Origin of the sequence: Pseudomonas sp. HS-18, from assembly GCF_020401845.1 — a bacterium.
Lineage (GTDB): Bacteria > Pseudomonadota > Gammaproteobacteria > Pseudomonadales > Pseudomonadaceae > Pseudomonas > Pseudomonas nitroreducens.
The window spans coordinates 904,361-922,441 of sequence record NZ_CP084413.1; the positions used below are offsets into that span (position 1 = coordinate 904,361).

Annotated in this window: 16 protein-coding genes; 8 read left to right on the top strand and 8 right to left on the bottom strand. The window is 66.1% G+C overall.

The window, feature by feature from the left end; all coding sequences use genetic code 11:
- Positions 1-115: 115 nt before the first annotated feature.
- The 3 genes from eutC to eat are packed head-to-tail and all read right to left on the bottom strand — an operon-like array spanning position 116 to position 3,716.
- Entirely contained in the window at positions 116-922 is an 807-nt protein-coding gene (gene eutC, locus LDJ84_RS04340) for an ethanolamine ammonia-lyase subunit EutC (RefSeq protein WP_038803598.1), read from the bottom strand.
- A 23-nt stretch (positions 923-945) separates the two neighbouring features.
- Positions 946-2,340, bottom strand: a complete 1,395-nt coding sequence (locus LDJ84_RS04345) for an ethanolamine ammonia-lyase subunit EutB (protein ID WP_169888607.1) — start codon at positions 2,338-2,340, stop codon at positions 946-948.
- An 11-nt stretch (positions 2,341-2,351) separates the two neighbouring features.
- Positions 2,352-3,716 (bottom strand): ethanolamine permease, encoded by a 1,365-nt coding sequence (gene eat / locus LDJ84_RS04350; RefSeq protein ID WP_084358109.1) that lies wholly within the window; start codon positions 3,714-3,716, stop codon positions 2,352-2,354.
- 357 nt (positions 3,717-4,073) lie between these two features.
- Between eat and LDJ84_RS04355 the strand changes: the two genes are divergently transcribed.
- Positions 4,074-5,126: an AraC family transcriptional regulator gene (locus LDJ84_RS04355; protein ID WP_084358111.1), complete on the top strand. Its 1,053-nt coding sequence runs from the start codon at positions 4,074-4,076 to the stop codon at positions 5,124-5,126.
- Between the two features lie 340 nt (positions 5,127-5,466).
- Here LDJ84_RS04355 and LDJ84_RS04360 read toward each other — a convergent pair whose 3' ends face one another.
- A complete protein-coding gene (locus tag LDJ84_RS04360) occupies positions 5,467-6,987 on the bottom strand; it encodes an aldehyde dehydrogenase family protein (RefSeq protein WP_226045952.1) in 1,521 nt (506 codons plus the stop codon).
- Positions 6,988-7,310: 323 nt separating this feature from the next.
- Between LDJ84_RS04360 and LDJ84_RS04365 the strand changes: the two genes are divergently transcribed.
- The 4 genes from LDJ84_RS04365 (at position 7,311) to LDJ84_RS04380 (ending at position 11,719) form a co-directional block, all read left to right on the top strand.
- The gene (locus LDJ84_RS04365) at positions 7,311-9,227 is read left to right on the top strand and encodes a sigma-54-dependent Fis family transcriptional regulator (RefSeq protein ID WP_226045953.1); all 1,917 of its coding nucleotides are present in this window, start codon (positions 7,311-7,313) and stop codon (positions 9,225-9,227) included.
- Positions 9,228-9,457: 230 nt separating this feature from the next.
- Positions 9,458-10,810, top strand: a complete 1,353-nt coding sequence (gene mpl, locus LDJ84_RS04370) for a UDP-N-acetylmuramate:L-alanyl-gamma-D-glutamyl-meso-diaminopimelate ligase (protein WP_226045954.1) — start codon at positions 9,458-9,460, stop codon at positions 10,808-10,810.
- Between the two features lie 2 nt (positions 10,811-10,812).
- Positions 10,813-11,442, top strand: a complete 630-nt coding sequence (gene ubiX, locus LDJ84_RS04375; RefSeq protein ID WP_024764687.1) for a flavin prenyltransferase UbiX — start codon at positions 10,813-10,815, stop codon at positions 11,440-11,442.
- The gene (locus LDJ84_RS04380; protein WP_024764688.1) at positions 11,432-11,719 is read left to right on the top strand and encodes a YceK/YidQ family lipoprotein; all 288 of its coding nucleotides are present in this window, start codon (positions 11,432-11,434) and stop codon (positions 11,717-11,719) included. Before ubiX ends, LDJ84_RS04380 begins: the two co-directional genes overlap by 11 nt.
- A 260-nt stretch (positions 11,720-11,979) precedes the next feature.
- Here LDJ84_RS04380 and LDJ84_RS04385 read toward each other — a convergent pair whose 3' ends face one another.
- From LDJ84_RS04385 to LDJ84_RS04395, 3 genes are all read right to left on the bottom strand, one after another.
- Positions 11,980-12,621 (bottom strand): oxidoreductase, encoded by a 642-nt coding sequence (locus LDJ84_RS04385; protein WP_024764689.1) that lies wholly within the window; start codon positions 12,619-12,621, stop codon positions 11,980-11,982.
- A gap of 30 nt (positions 12,622-12,651) precedes the next feature.
- Positions 12,652-14,382: a C13 family peptidase gene (locus LDJ84_RS04390; protein ID WP_226045955.1), complete on the bottom strand. Its 1,731-nt coding sequence runs from the start codon at positions 14,380-14,382 to the stop codon at positions 12,652-12,654.
- Positions 14,383-14,475: 93 nt separating this feature from the next.
- Positions 14,476-14,931: a MaoC family dehydratase gene (locus tag LDJ84_RS04395; RefSeq protein WP_017521697.1), complete on the bottom strand. Its 456-nt coding sequence runs from the start codon at positions 14,929-14,931 to the stop codon at positions 14,476-14,478.
- 168 nt (positions 14,932-15,099) lie between these two features.
- On the opposite strand from LDJ84_RS04395, the gene LDJ84_RS04400 reads away from it, so the two are divergent.
- From LDJ84_RS04400 to LDJ84_RS04410, 3 genes are all read left to right on the top strand, one after another.
- The gene (locus LDJ84_RS04400; RefSeq protein ID WP_024764691.1) at positions 15,100-15,462 is read left to right on the top strand and encodes a CidA/LrgA family protein; all 363 of its coding nucleotides are present in this window, start codon (positions 15,100-15,102) and stop codon (positions 15,460-15,462) included.
- On the top strand, positions 15,462-16,175 hold the full coding sequence (locus LDJ84_RS04405) for an LrgB family protein (protein ID WP_081754013.1): 714 nt from the start codon (positions 15,462-15,464) through the stop codon (positions 16,173-16,175). The genes LDJ84_RS04400 and LDJ84_RS04405 overlap by 1 nt, the downstream gene beginning before the upstream one ends.
- 160 nt (positions 16,176-16,335) lie before the next feature.
- Positions 16,336-16,926, top strand: a complete 591-nt coding sequence (locus LDJ84_RS04410) for an LON peptidase substrate-binding domain-containing protein (RefSeq protein ID WP_037017820.1) — start codon at positions 16,336-16,338, stop codon at positions 16,924-16,926.
- Here LDJ84_RS04410 and LDJ84_RS04415 read toward each other — a convergent pair whose 3' ends face one another.
- Entirely contained in the window at positions 16,927-18,081 is a 1,155-nt protein-coding gene (locus LDJ84_RS04415; RefSeq protein WP_024764694.1) for a serine/threonine protein kinase, read from the bottom strand.

An 18,081-nucleotide genomic window follows, 5' to 3' on the forward strand; every position in this document is an offset into this window, starting at 1 on the left:
GTCCTTGATGGCGAGGTTTTTATCGCGATGAGCGGGAGGGGCGATTTAAGACGATTCTTAAAGACGGCGATCACCTGCGCGGCATGTGGTCGCGTTCACGGCAGGGCCTTCCTGCTCAGCCACCGAGCAGGAAATTACCCCGTGACGGCCCGTCGTCTCCTTCCAGCGCGGGTAGCTGCGCCTCGTCCTTCAGGTTCACTCCCGACAGCTGCCGGCGGCACGCCTCGCGCATCAGGTAGAGCAGGCGGTGCGTGGCCAGGCCGTAGCTCAAACCCTCCAGGCGCACGTTGGAGATGCAGTTGCGGTAGGCGTCGTTCAGGCCGACCTTCGGCGCCCAGGTGAAGTACAGGCCGAGGCTGTCCGGTGATGACAGGCCGGGGCGCTCGCCGATCAGGATCACCACCATCTTCGCCCGCAGCAACTCGGCCACTTCATCGGCGACGGCGACCCGGCCCTGTTGCACCAGGGCGACCGGCGACAGGCTCCAGCCTTCGTTGCGCGCCTGTTCTTCCATGCGTTCGAGGAAGGGCAGGCTGTGGCGCTGCACGGCCAGCGAGGAAAGCCCGTCGGCGATCACCACGGCGAGGTCGTAGCCTTGTGGATGGCGCTCGGCATGGCGGCGCAGGATCGCTGCCGAATCTTCGTTCAGGCGGCGGCCGAGATCGGGGCGTTGCAGATAGGTGTCGCGGTCGGCGGCGGCGCTGTGCAGCAGCAACGTCTCGCGACCGCGTTCAGACAGTTGCGCGGCGAGCCCGTCGCGGTCGAACGGCAGGTGCACGGCGTCGCGCGCCTGGGCATGGGCGAACTGGAAATCCAGCTGCGCACTGGTCGGCAGGCTGGTGCCGGCGCGGCCCAGGGCGATGCGCGCGGAGGTCAGCCGGCGCAGCTCCTGCCAGGGATTGGGGGTGAAGCTGTCGCTCATCGAAGACTCCTCAAGCGATGTCCTCAGGACAGTTGCGCGAGCGCATGGCGGAAGGCGCCGGGAAGCTGGCTGGCCATGTGCACGCGGCCGTCCTGCTGGCGGAGGATTTCCATGCGCGCAAGCCACGCCTCGAACTCCGGCGCCGGCCGCAGGCCCAGCGTCTGGCGCGCGTAGAGTGCGTCGTGGAAGGAGGTGGTCTGGTAGTTGAGCATCACGTCGTCGGAGCCGGGGATGCCCATGATGAAGTTGATGCCGGCCACGCCCAGCAGGGTCAGGAGCATATCCATGTCGTCCTGGTCGGCCTCGGCGTGGTTGGTGTAGCAGATGTCGCAACCCATGGGCACGCCGAGCAGCTTGGCGCAGAAGTGATCCTCCAACCCGGCGCGGATGATCTGCTTGCCGTTGTACAGGTATTCCGGGCCGATGAAGCCGACCACGGTGTTCACCAGGAACGGCTTGAAGTGCCGCGCCACCGCGTAGGCGCGGGTCTCGCAGGTCTGCTGGTCGACGCCGTGGTGGGCGTTGGCCGACAGCGCGCTGCCCTGGCCGGTCTCGAAGTACATCAGGTTGTCGCCCAGGGTGCCGCGCTTCTGCGACAGCCCGGCCTCGTAGCCTTCCTGGAGGATCGACAGGCTCACGCCGAAGCTGGCGTTGGCCGCTTCGGTACCGGCGATGGACTGGAACACCAGGTCCAGCGGCGCGCCACGGTTGATCGCCTCGATGGAACTGGTGACGTGGGTGAGCACGCAGGACTGGGTGGGAATCTCGTAGCGCTGGATGATCGCGTCGAGCATCTCCAGCAGCGTGCAGATCGACTGCAGGCTGTCGGTGGCCGGGTTGATGCCGAGCATGGCATCGCCATTGCCGTAGAGCAGGCCGTCGAGCACGCTGGCGGCGATGCCCGCCGGGTCATCCGTGGGGTGGTTGGGTTGCAGCCGCGTCGACATGCGCCCGCGCAGCCCCATGGTGTTGCGGAAACGGGTGACCACGCGGATTTTTTGCGCCACCAGCACCAGATCCTGCACGCGCATGATCTTCGATACCGCGGCTGCCATTTCCGGCGTCAGCCCCGGCGCCAGGGCGCGCAGGCTGGTTTCGTCGGCGGCATCGCCGAGCAGCCAGTCGCGCAGGCCGCCCACCGTGAGGTGGCTGACCGGCGCGAAGGCTTCGCGATCATGGCTGTCGATGATCAGCCGGGTGACTTCGTCGCTCTCGTAGGGGATCAGCGCCTCGTCGAGGAAGTGCTTGAGCGGGATATCGGCCAGCGCCATCTGCGCGGCCACGCGCTCGGCGTCGCTGCCGGCGGCGACCCCGGCGAGGCGGTCGCCGGAGCGCGCCGGGCTGGCCTTGGCCATCACCTCGCGCAGGCTGTCGAAGCGCCAGGTCTGGCCACCGATGCTGTGGGCGAATCCGGACATGCTGACCTCTCTCAGCCCTGGCTGGCGAAGGATGCTTCGGTGCCGCGGTTGAGGCTGATGACGATGCTGCAGCAGGAGCAGCCGCCGATCATCAGCACCAGGAACACTGAGGCGATGACGCTATTGAACCATAGCATCGCGGCCAGGCAGACCAGCGCCAGCACCAGGGCGATGGCCGGGACCACCGGGTAGCCCGGCGCGCGGAAGCTGCGCTCCAGGTCCGGCTCGCTGCGGCGCAGCTTGAACAGGCTGAACATGCTCATGATGTACATGACGATGGCGCCGAACACGCTCATGGTGATCATCGCCGCGGTCAGGGTCATGCCCTGCAGGCTGATCAGGCTGTCGCTGAAGATCGCTGCGATACCCACGACGCCGCCAGCGAGGATGGCGCGGTGCGGGGTCTGGAAGCGCGAGAGTTTGGCCAGACTACGTGGCAGGAAGCCCGCGCGAGCCAGGGCGAAGAACTGCCGCGAGTAACCGAGGATGATGCCGTGGAAGCTCGCCACCAGGCCGAACAGGCCGATCCACACCAGCATGTGCATCCAGGTGGAGTTGTTGCCGACCACGGCCTTCATCGCCTGCGGCAGCGGGTCGTTGATGTTCGACAGCGCGCGCCAGTCGCCCACGCCGCCGGCGAAGATCATCACGCCGATGGCCAGCGTCACCAGGGTCAGGATGCCGGCGATGTAGGCGCGCGGGATGGTGCGTTTCGGGTCTTTCGCCTCTTCGGCAGCCATGGCCGCACCCTCGATGGCGAGGAAGAACCAGATCGCGAAGGGAATCGCCGCGAAGATGCCGGCCATGGCCGGGGCGCCGAACACGTCCGAGCCGGCCCAGCCGTTGAGCACGAAGTTGCTGAAGCTGAAGCCCGGCGCCACCACGCCCATGAACACCAGCAGCTCGGCCACTGCCAGCACTGTCACCACCAGTTCGAAGGTGGCGGCGATGCTCACGCCGAGGATGTTCAGGGTCATGAAGATCACGTAGGCGCCGGTCGCCGCCCACTTCGGATCGAGGCCGGGGAACTGCACGTTGAGGTAGGCACCGATGGCCATGGCGATGGCCGGCGGAGCGAAGACGAATTCGATCAGGGTGGCGATGCCGGCGATCATTCCGCCAGTCTTGCCGAACGCCCGCAGGCTGTAGGCGAACGGCCCGCCAGCGTGGGGGATGGCGGTGGTCAGCTCGGTGTAGCTGAAGATGAAGCAGGTGTACATCACCGCGACCATCAGCGTGGTGACGAGGAAGCCCAGGGTGCCGGCGGCGGCCCAGCCGTAGCTCCAGCCGAAGTATTCGCCGGAGATCACCAGGCCCACGGCGAGCCCCCAGAGGTGCAGGGTGCCCAGCGTTGGTTTGAGTTGTGATGCGCTCATTGTTGTTCCTCTCTCCGCAAGGGGTAGGCCGCAGATGGCGGGCCGCAGGGGCGTGGACGGATACCTGAGCCTCGATGGTAGTGGCGCACTGCCGCGCAAGACTTGACCGCTGGAATCGGCTTTCGCCGCGCAGGGTCAACTGGCTGTTACCCATTGCCCCACACGGCGCCCGGTGCCCGTTTCTGGTGCCCAATTCCTCGCATCTGCCCTCTGCGGTGGCAGCTGCAGGCCAGGCGTGGCGCCGTGTCCGGCTGATCGGTAATGCATGGCGAGGCACGGGAATTGCTTTGTTTATTCGTTCCCTACTTTCCGGGAGACATGTGCCTTGCGCGTCTCAAAACAAGATCGGTAACCGACATGAGCCAGCCTCTGTTTTCTCCGTCCGGCCTTAGCCTGCCCCTGGCCAGCAATATCGGCGTGCTGTCCGCCGCCGCCAGCGGCCTGGGCCGCTTCATCGGCGACCAGGGCGGTGATATCGACCGCGTCTTCGGCCGCGCCGGCATTGACCCGGAACGCCTGCTGCATCCCACCCTGAGCCTGGCGCTGACCAACTATTGCCAGGTGCTGGAAGAAGCCGCGCGACAGTCGGGCTGTGACAACTTCGGGCTGCGCTACGGCGAGCAGTTCCGCCCGCGCGAACTGGGCCTGCTGGGCTACGTCGGGCTGTGTTCCGAGACGCTGGAAGACGCGCTGAAGAACTTCGCCGCCGCTTTTCCCTATCACCAGCACGACACGCTGATCCGCCTGGTGGATTGCGGCGAGTGCTACCGCTTCGACTACCAGGTCCGCCACGGCGCGATTCTCGACCGCCGCCAGGACGCCGAGCTGACCCTGGGCATGGCGCTGAACCTGATGCGCCATGCGCTCGGCCCCGAGTGGGCGCCCCGCGCGGTGAGCTTCGAGCATGCACGGCCCGAAGGCTGGCAGGAACATGGCCGGGTGTTCGACGCGCCGGTGCTGTTCCAGCGCGGCTGCAACTCGATGCTGATTCCCAAGCGCGATCTTTACGGCCAGCAGATGCCCGAGCGCGATGCCAACTTGTTGTTCCTGGTGCAGGACGTGATTCGTCGTCTGGGCGAACAAAGTGGCGCGCCCAACCTGGTCGAGGACGCCGGCACGCAGATTCGCCTGGCGCTGGCCGATGGCGAGCCTTCGCTGGAACTGATCGCCGAGCAACTGGAACTCACCAGCGCCGGCCTGCAGCGCCGCCTGCGCGAGGCTGGGCTGAGCTTCAGCCAACTGGTGGAAAACACCCGCCGCGAATTGGCACTGCATTACCTTCGTCAGCCGCAGCGACCGATTTCCGAGTTGGCGCCGTTGCTGGGTTATTCCGAGACCAGTGCCTTCTCCCGCGCCTTTCGCCGCTGGTTCGGCGTGAGTCCTCGGCAGTGGCGGAGTGATGTGGGCTGATATTCCCCGCTCTAGAGGTGAAATCTGCGCTCGGGATTACCCTCTCCCAGGGGGAGAGGGGACCGTTCGGAGCAGGATGAAACCATAGCGTCAGTCGACTCGAGCTGCCCCCTCTCCCTGAGGGAGAGGGTTGGGGTGAGGGGGAGGTGTTCACTCGGACTAACCAGAAGGAGATCGTTGTTCTTGCAGGTTCAGCATCCTGCTCTGGAGCGGGCACCGTCTGCGATGATCAGCCACAGATTTCCCTCAGGAATAAAAAAGCGCGGCTCGAAAGCCGCGCAAAGATCGATTCGGGGGAGACCGCCCGGCGAGCCGGGCGGGGTCAATCAGCAGCGCGCAATCAGAAGAAGCCCAGCGGGTTGATGTCGTAGCTGACCAGCAGGTTCTTGGTCTGCTGATAGTGGTCGAGCATCATCTTGTGGGTCTCGCGGCCCACGCCGGATTTCTTGTAGCCACCGAAGGCGGCGTGCGCCGGGTACAGGTGGTAGCAGTTGGTCCACACACGGCCAGCCTTGATGCCACGGCCCATGCGGTACGCGCGGTTGATGTCGCGGGTCCACACGCCGGCGCCCAGGCCGTACTCGGTGTCGTTGGCAATCGCCAGCGCTTCGGCCTCGTCCTTGAAGGTGGTGACGCCTACCACCGGCCCGAAGATTTCCTCCTGGAACACGCGCATCTGGTTGCTGCCCTTGAGCAGCGTCGGCTGGATGTAATAGCCGGTGGAGAGACTGCCTTCGAGCTTCTCGACCTTGCCGCCAGTGAGGATCTGCGCGCCTTCCTGCTGGGCGATGTCGAGGTAGGAGAGGATCTTCTCGTACTGCTGCTGCGAGGCCTGGGCGCCGACCATGGTGTCGGTGTCCAGCGGGTCGCCGCGCTTGATGGCCTTCACCTTCTTCATCACCACGTCCATGAACTGCGGGTAGATGGACTCCTGCACCAGCGCGCGGGACGGGCAGGTGCACACCTCGCCCTGGTTGAAGAAGGCCAGCACCAGGCCCTCGGCAGCCTTCTCGATGAAGGTCGGCTCGGCCTGCATGATGTCTTCGAAGTAGATGTTCGGGCTCTTGCCGCCCAGCTCCACGGTGGACGGAATGATGTTCTCGGCGGCGCACTTGAGGATGTGCGAGCCCACCGGGGTCGAGCCGGTGAAGGCGATCTTGGCGATGCGCTTGCTGGTGGCCAGCGCTTCACCGGCCTCCTTGCCGAAGCCCTGGACGACGTTGAGCACGCCCTTGGGCAGCAGGTCGCCGATCAGCTCCATCAGCACGCAGATGCCCAGCGGGGTCTGCTCGGCCGGCTTGAGCACGATGCAGTTGCCGGCAGCCAGGGCCGGGGCGAGCTTCCAGGCGGCCATCAGCAGCGGGAAGTTCCACGGGATGATCTGCCCGACCACGCCCAGCGGTTCGTGGATGTGGTAGGCCACGGTGGTGTCGTTGATCTCGGCGGCGCTGCCTTCCTGCGCACGGATGCAACCGGCGAAGTAGCGGAAGTGGTCGGCGGCCAGCGGGATGTCGGCGTTGAGGGTTTCGCGGACCGGCTTGCCGTTGTCCCAGGTCTCGGTGACAGCCAGCAGTTCCAGGTTCTGTTCGATGCGGTCGGCGATCTTCAGCAGCACCAGCGAGCGGTCCTGCACCGAGGTGCGGCCCCAGGCGTCGGCGGCGGCATGGGCGGCGTCCAGCGCCTTGTCGATATCCTCGGCGGTGGAGCGGGGGAATTCGGCGATGGGCTGGCCATTCACCGGCGAGGTGTTGGTGAAGTACTGACCCTTCACCGGCGGGACGAATTCGCCGCCGATGTAGTTGCCGTAGCGCGCCTTGAACGAAACGATGGCGCCTTCGCTACCGGGATGGGCATAACGCATGGTCGGATCTCCTGGGTCTTGTGCTTGTTGGGGAGGACGTTGATCAAGCGTAGAGCAAGGGCCGGGCCATGCCAGTGAAAGCCCCGCGCCGCTTGGGTTGCGGCGAATAGAGCCGGGCGCCGGAAATCGCCCTGTAACGCCCCTGGCACACGGCTGGGTGACACTTTGTCCCGTATTCGTGACAGTCGTGACCTGACGGTCGGACAGGCGTTGCATTGGTTTGACGCGTGGGGGATGCTGTTCTGCGTTCCGCCGAATTGTCTGACAAACAGTCGCTGGAATCCGGGGCTGCCTCCCCGTCCCCCAAGCGGAGAACAACAAGAATGCGCGCCAACGATTTGAGCCGCCACGCCCGCCAGGTCATGACCGTGGCCGAGGGCAAGGCCCGCGCCGGAGCGCCCGGTGCGGACCCGTCCATCGCCCGCTCCTGGATGCGCTGCCTGGAGCAGTACCACCTCGACCCGGCGCAACCCATGGCGCCGACGGTGCTGGAACATGCGCGCATGCTCGAAGTCCGCGAGCACCATCGCCAGGTGCTGGAAATCGCCAGCGGCGAGATGAACAGCCTGCACCAGCAGCTCTCCGGCGCCGGCCATGCGGTGCTGCTCACCGATTCCCGTGGCGTCATTCTCAATTGCGTGAGCGAAGCCGCCGAGCGCCGCACGTTCGAGCAGGCCGGGCTGTGGCTCGGCGCCGACTGGAGCGAAGCGCGCGAGGGCACCAACGGTATCGGGACCTGCCTGGTAGAGCGTCAGGCGCTGACCATTCACCAGGACGAACATTTCCGCAGCCGCCACACCGGGCTGACCTGCTCGGCCAGCCCGGTGTTCGACCCGCAGGGCGAGCTGCTGGCGGTTCTCGACGTTTCCTCCGCGCGCCGCGACGTGTCGCGGCAGAGCCAGTTCCACACCATGGCGCTGGTCAACCTGTCGGCCAAGGCCATCGAGAGCTGCTACTTCCTGCGGCATTTCGAGGACCAGTGGCTGCTGCGCTTCCACCTGCAGCCGGACGGCCTCGGCCTGTTCAGCGAAGGCCTGCTGGCTTTCGGCGCTGACGGGCGAATCCGCGCGGCGAACCAGAGCGCGATCAACCTGCTCGGCAGCCGCCGGGACAGCCTGATCGGCCGCTCGCTGGAACAGTTCTTCGATTGCCGGCTGGACGACCTGTTCAGCCGCGCCGACCCGCAGCCCAATGCCAGTTGGCCGTTGCGCACCCACGCCGGGCGCACTCTCTATGCGCTGCTGCGCGGCCGGCGCCCCATCGCCGCCGCGCCGGTGCTGCCGCGTGCGCCGCTGGCGAAAGGGCTGTGCATCGACGATCCGCAACTGGCCCATGATTTCCGCCGGGCGCTGAAGGTCTACGCCCACGACGTGCCGCTGTTACTGCAGGGCGAGACCGGCACCGGCAAGGAAGCTTTCGCCCGCGCCGTGCACCTGGGTGGCGAACGTGCCGGCAAGGCTTTCGTCGCGCTGAACTGCGCGGCGATCCCCGAGACCCTGATCGAGAGCGAGCTGTTCGGCTACCGCGGCGGCAGCTTCACCGGCGCGCGCAAGGAAGGCATGCGCGGCAAGTTGCAGCAGGCCGACGGCGGCACGCTGTTCCTCGACGAGATCGGTGACATGCCGCTGGCGTTGCAGACGCGCCTGCTGCGCGTGCTGGAGGAGCGCCAGGTAGTGCCCATCGGCGGCGAGCCACAGGACGTCGACATCCGCCTGATCAGCGCCAGCCACCGTGACCTGGAAGCGCTGGTGGCCGCCGGGCAGTTCCGTGAAGACCTCTACTATCGCCTCAATGGTTTGGTCGTCGCATTGCCGCCGCTGCGCGAGCGCGAAGACCGTGGTGCGTTGCTCGATCACCTGCTGGCCGAGGAGAGCAAGGGCCGCTCGGTGCGACTGGACGACGACGTGCGCCGACACCTGCTCGATTTCCCCTGGCCGGGCAACGTGCGCCAGCTGCGCAACGTGCTGCGCACGCTCTGTGCGCTGTGCGAGGGCGGACGCATCCATATGACCGACTTGCCGGCGGACCTGCGACGTACTTCGGCTCCCGTTCTTGTTGCGGTACCGGTGAGCGAGGAGGGCGGCGACACCCTCGGCGCCGCCGAGCGCGACGCACTGCTGGCAGTGCTGGAAGCGCAGCGCTGGCACGTCAGCCGCGCCGCGCAGCAGCTGGGCATCAGCCGTAACACGCTGTACCGCAAGCTCAATCGCCACGGCCTGAACCGGAGAACTCTTTCGTAGGATGGCGTGAAGCGCAGCGATACCCATCAAGGCAGCGCGGCCGAAACAGCATGGGTATCGCTTCGCTCCACCCATCCTGCGGTCCTCGCCTGTGACGGCTTTCGCTGCTCACCGGGAACCGCCTCCCCACCTCGTCGTCTGATGCCCCGGCGGCGGGCCGCGCGGGGGCGCGCTGTGCTACTCTGCCGCCCATTCGAAGCGCCTGGAAAGGCTTGATTGCAGGAGTCTGCATGCATATCCACATCCTCGGCATCTGCGGCACCTTCATGGGCTCGCTGGCCGTCCTGGCCAAGGAGCTGGGCCACCGCGTGACCGGTTCCGACGCCAACGTCTACCCGCCCATGAGCACCCAGCTGCAAGCCCAGGGCATCGAGCTGATGCAGGGCTACGACCCCGCGCACCTGGAGCCGGCTCCGGACCTGGTGGTGGTCGGCAACGCGCTGTCGCGCGGCAACCCCGCCGTAGAATACGTGCTGAACAAGGGCCTGCCCTACGTCTCCGGCCCGCAGTGGCTGGCCGACCACGTGCTGCAGGGCCGCTGGGTCCTGGCCGCCGCCGGCACTCACGGCAAGACCACCACCAGCAGCATGCTGGCCTGGGTGCTGGAACATGCGGGCATGAGCCCGGGCTTCCTGATCGGCGGTGTGCCGCAGAACTTCGGCGTCTCCGCGCGCCTGGGCGGCACGCCGTTCTTCGTGGTCGAGGCCGACGAGTACGACAGCGCCTTCTTCGACAAGCGCTCGAAGTTCGTCCACTACCACCCGCGCACGGCGATCCTGAACAACCTGGAATTCGACCACGCGGACATCTTCCCCGACCTCGCCGCCATCGAGCGGCAGTTCCACCACCTGGTGCGGACCATTCCCGGTGAAGGCCTGGTCATCCACCCCACCTCCGAAACCGCGCTCAAGCGGGTGATCGACATGGGTTGCTGGACGCCGGTGCAGACCACCGGCGAAGGCGGCCAGTGGCAGGCGCGCCTGCTCAGCGAAGACGGCTCGCACTTCGAAGTCCTGTTCGACGGCAAACCCCAGGGCACCGTGGACTGGGAACTGACCGGCCAGCACAACGTCGCCAACGCGCTGGCCTGCCTCGCGGCGGCCCGTCATGTCGGTGTGGTGCCGGAGCTGGGCTGTGCTGCGCTGTCGGCCTTCAAGAGCGTCAAGCGGCGCATGGAGAAGGTCGCCGAGGTCAACGGCGTGACTATCTACGACGACTTCGCCCACCACCCGACTGCCATCGCCACCACCCTCGATGGCCTGCGCAAGCGCGTCGGTGATGCCAAGGTCATTGCCGTGGTCGAGCCGCGCTCCAATTCCATGAAGCTCGGCGCCCACCGCGACGGCCTGCCGGAGTCCGTGGTGCAGGCCGACAACGTGTTCTGGTACGCCCCGCCGAACCTCGGCTGGGACCTGGCCGGCACCGTCGCCGGCTCCACCGTGCCCACCCAAGTGTGCGATTCGCTGGAGGCCATCATCGAGGGCGTGAAGGCCATCGCCACGCCGGGCACCCAGGTGGTGGTCATGAGCAACGGCGGTTTCGGCGGCCTGCACGGCAAGCTGGCCCAGGCGCTGGAGGGCTGAGCATGGGGGGAGCCGAACGCGTCACTCTTGCCATGACCGGTGCCTCCGGTGCCCAGTACGGCCTGCGCCTGCTCGACTGCCTGGTGCAGGAAGACCGCGAGGTGCACTTCCTCATCTCCAAGGCCGCGCAACTGGTGGTGGCCACCGAGACCGACGTGACCCTGCCGAGCAAGCCGCAGGCGATACAGGCCTTTCTCAGCGAGTACACCGGCGCCGCGCCGGGGCAGATTCGCGTCTACGGCAAGGAAGACTGGATGGCCCCGGTGGCTTCCGGCTCCGGCGCGCCCAGCGCGATGGTGGTGGTGCCCTGCTCGACGGGGACGCTCTCGGCCATCGCCACCGGCGCCTGCAACAACCTGATCGAACGCGCCGCCGACGTGGCACTGAAGGAGCGCCGCCAGCTGATCCTGGTGCCGCGTGAGGCACCGTTCTCCAGCATCCACCTGGAGAACATGCTCAAGCTGTCCAATATGGGCGCGGTGATCCTGCCGGCCGCTCCGGGCTTCTATCACCAGCCGCAGACGGTGGACGACCTGATCGACTTCGTCGTCGCGCGCATCCTCAATCAACTGGGCATCCCCCAGGACATGCTGCCGCGCTGGGGCGAACACCATCTTGTCAGTGACGAATAAGCTCCTCGCCGCCCTGCTGCTGCTGCAACTGGGCGGTTGCGCCACAGTGAAGACCCTCAACGACAGCCGCCCCGGCGATCCGCTGATCTACGCCGGCACCCGGCTGGACTGGTATTCGCTGAATGGCGGCTGCTGCCCGAAGGATCATTTCGGCACCGACGCGCCGGCCTATCCCGGCCTCGACCTGCCCGGCAGCGCGCTGCTCGACACCTTGCTGCTGCCTCTGTCGATCGCCGCGGAACTGGGGGTTGGCCTGCAGGTATGGGGCGGGAACTGAGCCCGATCCTGTAGGAGCGAGCTTGCTCGCGAACGGGGTTTGGTGCGGTGGCCGGCCCTCACCCTAACCCTCTCCCAAAGGGAGAGGGGACTGATCGGTGCTGTCCGGGCAGCGCATCGCTCCCTGAAACATCAGGAGAACTGTGGCCGTTACTTGTCGCGGAGGACTGCTCCCTCTCCCATTGGGAGAGGGTTGGGGTGAGGGGAAGGCCTGGGCATCGTTTTTCCAGAAGAAGACCATTGCCCTACCGGCCAGGAAGGTCACTTGCCCAGCTTGCGCAACTCGTCCGATTCGACGACGCGGCTACCCTTGCCGGTTTCCAGCGCCAGGCGCCAGAGCGCGCGGGCCAGGGCGATGGCTTCGATGCCGTGCAGCTTGCCCGGCAGGATGCGCGAGAAGGGCGCGGCGAGCAGTTCGGCGAGGCGGATTTCCTCACGCTGACCCAGTAGCAGCGATGGCCGTGCGATGGTCAGCTGCGGCCAGCCTTGCTGGCGCAGGGCATCCTCCAACTCGCCCTTGACCCGGCTGTAGAAGATCGACGACTTGCTGTCCGCGCCCAGTGCGCTGACCACGATATAGTGCCGCGCGCCGAGTGCCAGGCCACGCTCGCCTAGGGCCAGCGGCAGGTCGAAGTCGACACTGCGGAAGGCCTCCTCGGAGCCGGCTTCCTTGAGCGTGGTGCCCAGGCAGCAGAACACCGTGTCCACCGGCTGGACCAGGTGCGGGATGAGCTCGGCCAGCGGGCCGATGGGGTTTTCCAGGCGTGGGTGCTCCGCCAGCTTCCTTCGGGCCGGAGCGATGACGCGCTTGACCGTGGGCTCGTTGAGCATGCGGTCGAGCAGATGTTCACCGGTCAGGCCGGTGGCGCCCGCTAGCAGGATATTCGTCGGTTTCGAGTACATCTGTGTTTCCCCTCTGACACACTTTCCAGCTTAGTTGCCACCCTGTCGTTTTGCCTGCGCATCGGTATTGCCGAGCGCCAGCTCTCCGTGCGACTGCTGCGCGCGCAGGGCCTGCCAGCGAGTAATGACCGCCTTCGGCGCCCAGAGTTGCGGCTCCGATGGTTCGAACTCTTCCTCCTTCTCGCGCTTGGCCACGGTAGCGCTGGCCAGCGTGAAGGCTTGCTTGAGGTCGTCGGTCTGCCGGAGGGCCTTGGCAAAGAGCGCATCGCCGAAGTAGGTGAAGTCGGCCTCCTCGGAGCAGCCGAAGGACACCCGGTCGCTGCGTGCGGCGGTCATGATCAGGGTCTTGTCGTCCTTGAGCGCGGGGATGAAGCCACCGCTGTAGCAGGCGGAAATCACCAGCACCTTGTCGCGGTCCTTGAGCGGGGCGAGCAGGCTGGCCAGTTCGCTGGCCGGCAGGTCGTCGAGCTTGAGCCCCGGCATGTCCAGCACCAGCTGGTGGTCATGGGAGCCATGGCTGGTCAGGTAGATGAACACCAGGTCTTCCGGGCCGCTGCGTTCGGCGATGGTGCGCAGGGTGCGGGCCAGGGTTTCTCGGGTGGCCATGGGGCGGTCGGCAAGGTGGTCGCGATGGTTCACCAGACGTACCACGCCGCGCGCGCCGAAGCGTTCGCCGAGCAGGTTGGCGACGTAGTCGGCCTCGCGCAGGAACACGCTCTGCTTGCCGTCGCCGCCGAGGCTGACGCCATAGAGTTCGATCGCCGGAGTGGATGGCGGGATGGCGGCCAGTTCCTTCTCCAGCAACGCGCCCTGTTCCAGCAAGCCGACTTCCAGTGGATTGGGCAGCCGCTTGCCGGTGGCATCCTGGCGCAGTTGCCCAGCATTCCAGACGCCTTTCTGCAGACTGCCGTCGCTGCGGGTGAGGGTGCCTTCGCCCGAGTATTCGCCGCGGGCGAAGCCGCCGCTGTAGACCTGGCCATCGGAGCGCGTCAGCGTGCCCTTGCCGTCGAAGCGCCAGAAGCGGAACTCGCCCTGGTAGCGGCTGCCGTCGGTGCCGATGAACTCGCCCGGCCCGCTCATCGCGCCAGCCTTGAAGCGGCCGAACCAGACATCGCCGTCGGCATTCTGGAAGCGCCCGGTCCCCTCGAACTGGTCGTTGCGGAACTCGCCGCTGTACTGGTCGCCCGCGTCGTCGCGGAAGATGCCCTTGCCCTCCAGCACGCCGTTCCTGAAGGTGCCGCTGTACTGGTTGCCCAGGCTGTCCCGACGGGCGCCTTCGCCGTTGGCCTCGCCCTTGGCGAAGGCACCCTGGTGGCGGGTGCCGTCGGGCTGTTCGAGGCTGCCCAGGCCTTCGTAGCGACCCTTGCGGAAACCGCCGCTGTAGGTAGTGCCGCCCTGCGCAAGGCGGCCTTCGCCGTCGAACTCGCCGCGCTTGAACTGGCCTTCGTAGACGCTGCCGTCGGCATATTGCAGGCGGCCGCGCCCTTCGAATATTCCGTTGCGGAACTCACCTTCGTAGCTTGTACCGTTGCCGTCGTTCCATTTGCCCTGGCCGCTCTGCAGGCCCTTGTCGAAGCCGCCCTCGTACCAGGCGCCGTTGCTGTAATCGAGCCGCCCCGGCCCCTGCAGTTGACCGTTCACCAGCTCGCCGCGGTAGCGCGCGCCGTCGGGCAGGCGGGCGTCCGGTGGCGTCAGTGGTTCGCCCTCGCCGCAGGCAGCGAGGAACAGGACGAGGCTCAGGGGAAGTAGGTGGCGTGGCATCGGGAGGCTCGAATCGGCGGAGGGGCGCACTGGCAGTGTGACGCAAAAAAGCCCGCGGTCGCGGGCTTTTTTCTCATCGCTGCGAGCGGGCCGTCAGACGAAGCACAGGCTCAGGGATTCGGCGATGTAGGCCGGCTTGGGCAGGCCTTCGATCTCCAGGGTGCAGCGCGCCTTGATCAACCACTGGCCGGGGTTCTTCTCGGTGATGTCGGTGATGGTCACCTGCAGGCGCACGCGCGAATCCACCGGTACCGGCTGGATGAAACGCACGCTGTCCAGGCCGTAGTTGACCACCATCTTTGGGTTTTCCGGCAGGACCAGCAGGCCCTCGCAGAGTTTCGGGATCAGCGACAGCGACAGGAAGCCATGGGCGATGGTGCCGCCGAAGGGCGTCTTCTTCGCCTTTTCCGGGTCGACGTGGATGAACTGGTGGTCCTCGGTGCACTCGGCGAACTGGTTGATGCGCTGTTGATCGATGGTGATCCACTGCGAATGGCCCAGGTCCTTGCCGATGTAGTCCTTCAGTGCGCTTACGGGTACGAATGCCATGTTTCCTCCGGGGAATGCGTTGTTCTTCTAGTACGGCCTACGTGAAATCCGCCTGTAGATCAGCATGGCGCCCAGGAGCGGTCAAGCATTCATGCTTTGGGCGAATGCCGCGCCATAGCGGGCGCTGGGCGGGCATAATGTCGGCATATTGCGCTGGAGATCTTTCTGATGTTGCTACGCGGCCTGACCTGGCTGGTGCTGTTCCAACTGCTCGGCACGGGCCTGAATGCTCTCATCCTGCACATGATCCCCGGCCCGATCATTGGGCTGGTGCTGCTGTTCGCCTTCCTGGTGTGGAACGGCGAGGTGAGCAAGCCGGTCAACGAGGCGGCTGCCTCGCTGCTGCGCTACCTGCCGCTGTTGCTGGTGCCGGCGGCGGTCGGTGTTATGGCCTACGCGAAGCAGATCGCCGCGGACTTCTGGGCGATCGCCGGCGCACTGGCGTTGTCGCTGCTGGTGTCCTTCGTGTTCGCCGGCTGGCTGATGCAGAAGCTCATCGACCGCCAGCGCAAGCAGAAGGAGAACGCCTGATGTTCGACTGGCAAGGCGCGGTGGACTCCGTTATCCACCATCCGCTGTTCTGCGTTGGCGTCACCCTGGGCGCTTATCAGTTGGCGCTGGCCGCCTATGAGCGTACACGCTGGGTATTCCTGCAGCCGGTGCTGGTGTCGATGCTGATCGTTATCGCGGTGCTGCTGGCGTGCGGCATCGACTACAGCGAGTACAGCAACAGTGCCAAGGTGCTGACCATCCTCCTCGGCCCCGCGACCGTCGCCCTCGCCGTGCCGCTGTTCCTCAACCTCAAGCGCATCCGCCAACTGTTCTGGCCGACGCTGATTACCCTGCTGGTCGGCGGCCTGTTCGCCACCGCGCTGGGCATCGGCCTGGGCTGGCTGTTCGGCGTCGACCACGAATTGCTGATGAGCCTGGCGCCCAAGTCGGTGACCTCGCCCATCGCCATGCTGGTGGCCAGCCAGATCGGCGGCGTGGCGGCGCTGGCGGCGGTGTTCGTGCTGATTACCGGCGTGCTCGGCGCCATCCTCGGCCCGGAACTGCTGCGCCGCTTCGGCGTCCACCATCCGGCTGCGCAAGGCATGGCGCTGGGCATGACCGCCCATGCCGTGGGCACCTCCCGCGCCTTGCAGGAGGGCGAGGAATGCGGCGCCTTCGCCGCCCTGGCGATGAGCCTGATGGGCGTGGCCACCGCTGTGCTGCTACCGTTGGCGGTAGCGCTGATCGCCTGAGAGCCTGTTGACGATCTGCTGCGCGTCGGCTGTAGGGCGTTGGCAAACGCCCTCAGATGCTCATTTACAGCAGTAAACTCCGCTCTTCAGGCGCTTGCCGCCTACTACGGCTCTAGATCGCACGATCGTTAACAGGCTCTGATCGAAAATGGGAGTACCCATGAGTTTTCCGCTCTTCCCCCTCAATACCGTGCTGTTCCCCGGGTGCCGCCTCGACCTGCAGATCTTCGAGGCGCGCTACCTGGACATGATCGGCCGCTGCATGAAGCAGAACGGCGGATTCGGCGTGGTGGCCATCGTCGAGGGCGAGGAAGTCGGCGATGCACCGGAGCGCTACAGCCTGGTCGGCTGCGAAGCGCATATCAAGGACTGGAAGCAGCAGTCCAACGGCTTGCTGGGCATCCGTGTTGAGGGGGGCCGGCGCTTCCGCGTGCTCTCCGCCAACGTGCAGACGGACCAGCTGACGGTGGCTGAGGTGGAGTGGCTGGACGAGCAGCCGAACCAGCCGCTGACCAAGGAACACGACGATCTCGCCGCGCTGCTCGAAGCGCTGTCCATGCACCCCATGGTGTCGGCGCTGGAGATGGGCGGCGAGGTCAATGGCCAGCAGGAACTGGCCTGCCAGCTCGCCTATCTGCTGCCTTTCGAGCGAGACCAGAAGCAGGTGCTGCTGGAGATGAGCGATCCCACCGTGCGCCTGGCGCGTATCCAGGTATTGCTGGAACAACTCCAGGGCGATTTCGTCGCGTAGTCATTTCAGTTCTTGTGCAGCCTGCAGAACAGGAAGTGCTTTCGCCTGATCGGCCAGGCGATTTTTAATGACAAGCGAGCGGTGTGGCTTCGTGGCGTCGAGGGCCAGGCCCAGGCAGCAGAACAGGGCAAGCGCCGCCAGCAATGTGGCGGCTGGAAGCGTCCAGAGGTGTCGCTCATGTCCGATGTCGAGTTGCAACGGGGAAGAGCCTACGGACCCTGCGGAGCGCTGGCTGGCAGTGCCAGGCAGGTAAATATCGCCCCGCCGTTTCAAGGCCAGATCGGCGGCGAACTCGGCCACCGATTGCGGACGATCCTGCCGGTGCAGGGACAGCACCCGATCTATCGCGGCAAGAGTGCGAGCCGAGTACGCCGCCAGCCCCATTGAACTGAGAGGGACCAATGTGTCCTGCACACTGCGCGCCAGTGACGACGGAGGTGTCCTGCGGGCGATCAGGCAATACATGACTGCACCCAGGGCATACAGATCGCTCCAGGCTCCGTGGTCATGGCCCTCCCCGACATACTGCTCGAGTGGGGAGTAGCCAGGCTTGGTCGGTAGTGCGCCAGGGCCGGTGGTCCTTTCCCTGTGCTGCCGAGCGCCGCTAAAGTCGAGCAGCACTGGCAGACCCTTGGCATCGAGGATGATGTTGTCCGGGGAAATGTCCCGGTGCTGGTAGCCCCGGCGGTGGAGCGACTCCAGGGCTCCCAGTAGGCGACCCAGGGTAGGTTCTAGCCACGTAGCGTCCAGCTGACGCCTGGGGTCTTCGGCAAGCTGTTGCAGGGTCACTCCGGCGTAGCAGGGCATGCTGAAGTAGGCGGTGCCGTTTTGTTGCCACACGCGTTCGACAGGTAACAGTGCTGGGTGCCGCAGGTCAGCGAGAACGCGCGCATCGTCCAGGAAATGCTGCAAACCTATCCGGAAGCACTCCCCGGCGGCCGCCGTTTGCGGGCAGAGCTGCCCATGGCCGCCGCGTACTACGTGCTGGCGGGGCAGGTATTCCTTGATCGCCACCGTCCGGCGCGAGGCGAGTTCGACAGCGGCATAGACGTTGCCGAAGCCACCGTAACCGATAGTCCCGAGGATGTCGAAGCCGTCCAGCCGATAGCCGACTGGCAGGGCCTGCCCGTGGAGTCGCGAGCCTGAGGCATGCAT

What these genes read in the sequence shown, in the direction of transcription:
- eutC (WP_038803598.1), bottom strand. Translation starts at nt 922, where the DNA reads ATGAGCGACAGCTTCACCCCCAATCCCTGGCAGGAGCTGCGCCGGCTG.
- LDJ84_RS04345 (WP_169888607.1), bottom strand. Translation starts at nt 2,340, where the DNA reads ATGTCCGGATTCGCCCACAGCATCGGTGGCCAGACCTGGCGCTTCGAC.
- eat (WP_084358109.1), bottom strand. Translation starts at nt 3,716, where the DNA reads ATGAGCGCATCACAACTCAAACCAACGCTGGGCACCCTGCACCTCTGG.
- LDJ84_RS04355 (WP_084358111.1), top strand. Translation starts at nt 4,074, where the DNA reads ATGAGCCAGCCTCTGTTTTCTCCGTCCGGCCTTAGCCTGCCCCTGGCC.
- LDJ84_RS04360 (WP_226045952.1), bottom strand. Translation starts at nt 6,987, where the DNA reads ATGCGTTATGCCCATCCCGGTAGCGAAGGCGCCATCGTTTCGTTCAAG.
- LDJ84_RS04365 (WP_226045953.1), top strand. Translation starts at nt 7,311, where the DNA reads ATGCGCGCCAACGATTTGAGCCGCCACGCCCGCCAGGTCATGACCGTG.
- mpl (WP_226045954.1), top strand. Translation starts at nt 9,458, where the DNA reads ATGCATATCCACATCCTCGGCATCTGCGGCACCTTCATGGGCTCGCTG.
- ubiX (WP_024764687.1), top strand. Translation starts at nt 10,813, where the DNA reads ATGGGGGGAGCCGAACGCGTCACTCTTGCCATGACCGGTGCCTCCGGT.
- LDJ84_RS04385 (WP_024764689.1), bottom strand. Translation starts at nt 12,621, where the DNA reads ATGTACTCGAAACCGACGAATATCCTGCTAGCGGGCGCCACCGGCCTG.
- LDJ84_RS04390 (WP_226045955.1), bottom strand. Translation starts at nt 14,382, where the DNA reads ATGCCACGCCACCTACTTCCCCTGAGCCTCGTCCTGTTCCTCGCTGCC.
- LDJ84_RS04395 (WP_017521697.1), bottom strand. Translation starts at nt 14,931, where the DNA reads ATGGCATTCGTACCCGTAAGCGCACTGAAGGACTACATCGGCAAGGAC.
- LDJ84_RS04400 (WP_024764691.1), top strand. Translation starts at nt 15,100, where the DNA reads ATGTTGCTACGCGGCCTGACCTGGCTGGTGCTGTTCCAACTGCTCGGC.
- LDJ84_RS04405 (WP_081754013.1), top strand. Translation starts at nt 15,462, where the DNA reads ATGTTCGACTGGCAAGGCGCGGTGGACTCCGTTATCCACCATCCGCTG.
- LDJ84_RS04410 (WP_037017820.1), top strand. Translation starts at nt 16,336, where the DNA reads ATGAGTTTTCCGCTCTTCCCCCTCAATACCGTGCTGTTCCCCGGGTGC.
- LDJ84_RS04415 (WP_024764694.1), bottom strand. Translation starts at nt 18,081, where the DNA reads ATGCATGCCTCAGGCTCGCGACTCCACGGGCAGGCCCTGCCAGTCGGC.